This window comes from Streptomyces sp. SAS_281, from assembly GCF_052542855.1.
The window spans coordinates 1-3,536 of the sequence record NZ_JBMNDO010000231.1 but is presented as its reverse complement, the minus strand read 5'-3'; the positions used below and the strand labels follow the sequence as shown (position 1 = coordinate 3,536).

Sequence of the window (3,536 nt, the reverse complement as noted above, 5' to 3'; positions counted from 1 at the left end):
ACCCAGTATCGGGGCGACCCTCCGCCTTGCGATCGCACGCACCAGACGCCGCCGGACCCGCCCTCCGGGCGGACGGCGCTACTTTCGAAACACGCCCTAACCCTTGAGCCCGGACGGCCGACACGCGGCGCCGGTTGTGGGGCAGGGCTTGGGGAGCCGGGATCGGGGCATCCACCGCTGTCCCAGGTCGTGGACCGGTTCCGCCTGTGGCGCGACCTCGGCAGAGCGGCCGAAGGGGGCCTCCGCGTCATCGACCGCGCCTCCTGTCGTCGAAGGCGACGTCAACCGGATCAAAACGATCAGGCGCCAGATGTACGGCCGTGCCGGCTTCGCGCTCCTGCGGAGGCGAGTCCTGCTCGCCAGCTGGGTGGTCAGTTTCTGCGCAGGTCGTGAATCGAAGTACATCACCGGACGTGCCCGCGGGTGCGCCTCGAAGGTGATTGCGCTGATGGGTTCCGTGCAGCGTTCCACGGAGCCCATCAGCGCATCGCTGCCCCTGACGGCCCCCTCCTGTCGATGGCTGCCTCACCACGACCGGTCTGGCCGTCAATCCACTGACCCCACCCTGAAAGCCTCCGTAGCAGAGCGGCCGTCGTCGCCGACGAGAGTTCCACGCCGGACAGAGCCGGCGCACACGTGACCACGCCCGCAGTCGATCGTTGCCCATCGGTACTGACGGCCAGAACCGCGAAGGCCGACGAATGCGAACAGGACAGCGAAGCTGATGCGTGTGAACAGGACTGCCTGCCCCGGACAACCGCCCATGCCGCCCGGTCCGGGAGGGCTCACCCGCTCCCGGGCCCTGCGGTTCTGGCTGGACCCGGCCAACCTCGCAGCCCGCCTCGATCAAGCCGGCCCGGTCGTCCGGACCAGGACCGGTCCGGCGACCGCCTTCCAGGTCAACGACCCATCGCTGCTGCGCAAGATCGGCAGTGACGAAGACACCTTCCGGTTCTGGGGTCCGGACCCGAGCCTGCGCGACTTCAACGAGCACGGGGTGGTCGGCCTCGAGGGTGCCGCCCACCGGGAGCGGCGCGCCGTGATGAGGCCCGCGTTCGCCGCGTCCCGGCTCACCACTCTCGGTCCCGATGTCCAAGCGTGTACCCGGCGACTTCTCGCTGACCTGCCCTCGGACCGACCGCTCGACATCCGGGTGGAAATGAGCAGACTCGCCTGCGGCCTCCTCGTGAGCTGCATTTTCAACAGCGAGCTCACTCCCGAGACCCTGTCGAGGATCGCGGCCGCCCGCTCCACCCTGTCCAGCGGCACCTTCTGGCGTTACGCGCTCTCGCCCTGGCCCTGGGTGCCCGTGCCCCGGCGCCGCGCCTGCCGCCGCGCGCTGGCCGAACTGGACGAGGCCGTCCGCCAGGTGCGGGCCGGCCACCGGCCCGACCCGGACGGCCAGGACCTGGTGTCCCTGCTCAGTGCCGCCGCTCCCGGTAACCCCCACGCGGTGCAGCGCGACATTCGTGCCCTGCTGATCGCCGGGATGGAGACCAGCGCCTCCACCCTGGCCTGGACCTGCTACGAACTGGGCCGCCACCCGGACTATCAGCAAGCGATCCAGGACGAAGCCGCCACCGCACCCGATACGAGTCGCCTGCAAGCACACCAGCTCCCGCTCGCGACCGCCTTCATCCAAGAAGTCATCCGTCTCCACAGCATCCCCTTCCTGGTCCGCCGCACCCGCCGTCAGACCTTCCAGGGCGGTGTACGGATGCCGGCCGGAGCCGTGGTCACGCTGCCTCTGGGGGCCCTGCGCCGCGACCGGAACCGCTACCCCGACCCGGACGTGTTCGACCCGCAGCGCTGGCTCCCCCACGCCGTGCCGCCACCCGTCCCCGCAGCGCTGCTCGCCTACGGGCTGGGGCCCCGGTACTGCCCCGGCGCAGCCGCGGCCGATGCCATGCTGCCCGTCGTCCTGGCAACCCTGGCCGGCTTGCGCACCCTGCGTCCGGCGCGGCCGGACCGCAAGATCGGCGTGAGTCTGGAACTCACACCGACGCCCAAGGGCCTGACCATGTACGCCACACCATGCGAACCTCGGCTCGCCGGCACCGGGCCGGCACCCGGCACGAACGTCGATTCCGGTTCAGAAACGGCTTCCACCGAGAGCGGACACCCCTGACACTCGCCCTCCTGCGCCCACCGCCCGTGACTTGGGCCGGCCAGGCGGTGCGCACGGGGCTGCGGCTACGACTGGTGGATGTCGCGGCTGCAAGCGAATCAGCCGGAGCCCGAAGGACCCGCTGAGGCTGCGGCAAGCGATCCGGCACTGGTGCCTGCGCAGGGCCGGTCGGTCCCCGGCTTTCGCTCCGGGCCGGCGCGCAGCAGGCGTCGCCGACGCTCAGCGTCTGGGAAGGCGGTGCAGGGTGACCTCGGTGAGTGCGCGGTCCGTCACCGTGCACGTCATGTAGGTGCAGTACGGCTGCCGTCTGCGATCCGTCGGCGATCCGGGATTCAGCAGCCGCAGCCCGCCCGGAGCCTCGGTGTCCCAGGGGATGTGGCTGTGGCCGAAGACCAGGACGTCCAAGTCCGGGTAGAGCGCGGCGCAGCGTGCCTCCCGCCCCGGGGCCGCCCCCGTCTCGTGGACGACGCCGAACCGCACGCCTCCCAGCCGGGCACGGGCCACCTCCGGCAGCCTGGCCCTCAGTTCCGGACCGTCGTTGTTTCCGTACACCCCGATCAGGCGCCGCGCGCGGTGCTCCAGCAGATCGAGGGTAGCGACGTCGACCCAGTCCCCGGCATGCAGGACGGCGTCCGCACGGTGCACATCGTCGAGCAGTTCATCGGGCAGGTGTTTGGCGCGCCGGGGGACATGGGTGTCCGAGACGAGCACCAGCCGCAAGGGAGGATGCGCGGGCGTCGCGGTGGGGTCGTCGTCCATCTGCCGGCCGTTTCTTGGGGTACGCCACCTGTTCATGGGCTGCTGTCCCGCAATTCCCGGCGGGTGCACAACGACAGCTACGACACCTCGCCGCGTTGTCGAAACGCCCGCAGACATCCAGTATGCGGGTGCCTCTCCGCCTTGCGATGCACCGCATTCCGAGACGCCAAGCCTGGCGGTGGGGCCCCAGTGTCAGGTCAACGGGCGAGCGGACCGGACAGCGCGTCCAGGAAGGTGCCGCCCAGCAGGCCGAGCGGGACGGAACAGGTGGCTGCTCCGTAGGCGGTCGCGGCGGCGATCCTCGATGTTGTGATCGAGACACCGGCAGGCTCGCGTGCCAGGAACGCCGGGGCGATCAGCGCAGGTAATAGAAGAGGAAGGCCAGAAAGATCATGGTCACCGGGTACCAGCGCACGTGGAACCGTGACACAGCGTGCCGGCCCGGCGCCAAGCCCCCGGAGAACGCACCGGTTTCCAGGGGAGTCCGCACTGCGGCCAGGCAGAGGCCCAGGCCGTACGGGGCTGCCACGCCGGCACCGACCACGCCGAGAAGGACCAGCAGCGACTGCCACGCGTCCATCCCTCGCCCCACCTCCGCTCGCGGCGTCACCGTCGTCCCCCGTAGTGGGGGGGCGGCCACGTCCGGCCC

3 protein-coding genes are annotated in these 3,536 nt (G+C 70.8%); 1 reads left to right on the top strand and 2 read right to left on the bottom strand.

Annotated elements, in window-relative coordinates; genetic code table 11:
* Nucleotides 1-724: 724 nt before the first annotated feature.
* Nucleotides 725-2,128 (top strand): cytochrome P450, encoded by a 1,404-nt coding sequence (locus tag ACN6LM_RS37715; protein ID WP_445069934.1) that lies wholly within the window; start codon nucleotides 725-727, stop codon nucleotides 2,126-2,128.
* 219 nt (nucleotides 2,129-2,347) lie between these two features.
* Here the strand turns inward: ACN6LM_RS37715 and ACN6LM_RS37710 are convergent, their stop codons facing one another.
* Together ACN6LM_RS37710 and ACN6LM_RS37705 are read right to left on the bottom strand one after the other, a co-directional pair.
* A complete protein-coding gene (locus ACN6LM_RS37710; RefSeq protein ID WP_445069935.1) occupies nucleotides 2,348-2,848 on the bottom strand; it encodes a metallophosphoesterase family protein in 501 nt (166 codons plus the stop codon).
* 394 nt (nucleotides 2,849-3,242) lie between these two features.
* On the bottom strand, nucleotides 3,243-3,467 hold the full coding sequence (locus ACN6LM_RS37705) for a hypothetical protein (protein ID WP_445069933.1): 225 nt from the start codon (nucleotides 3,465-3,467) through the stop codon (nucleotides 3,243-3,245).
* Nucleotides 3,468-3,536 lie beyond the last annotated feature (69 nt).

Bases quoted from the DNA above. Each gene is read 5' to 3' on its own strand.
- ACN6LM_RS37715 (WP_445069934.1), top strand. From the start codon at position 725: ATGCGTGTGAACAGGACTGCCTGCCCCGGACAACCGCCCATGCCGCCC.
- ACN6LM_RS37705 (WP_445069933.1), bottom strand. From the start codon at position 3,467: ATGGACGCGTGGCAGTCGCTGCTGGTCCTTCTCGGCGTGGTCGGTGCC.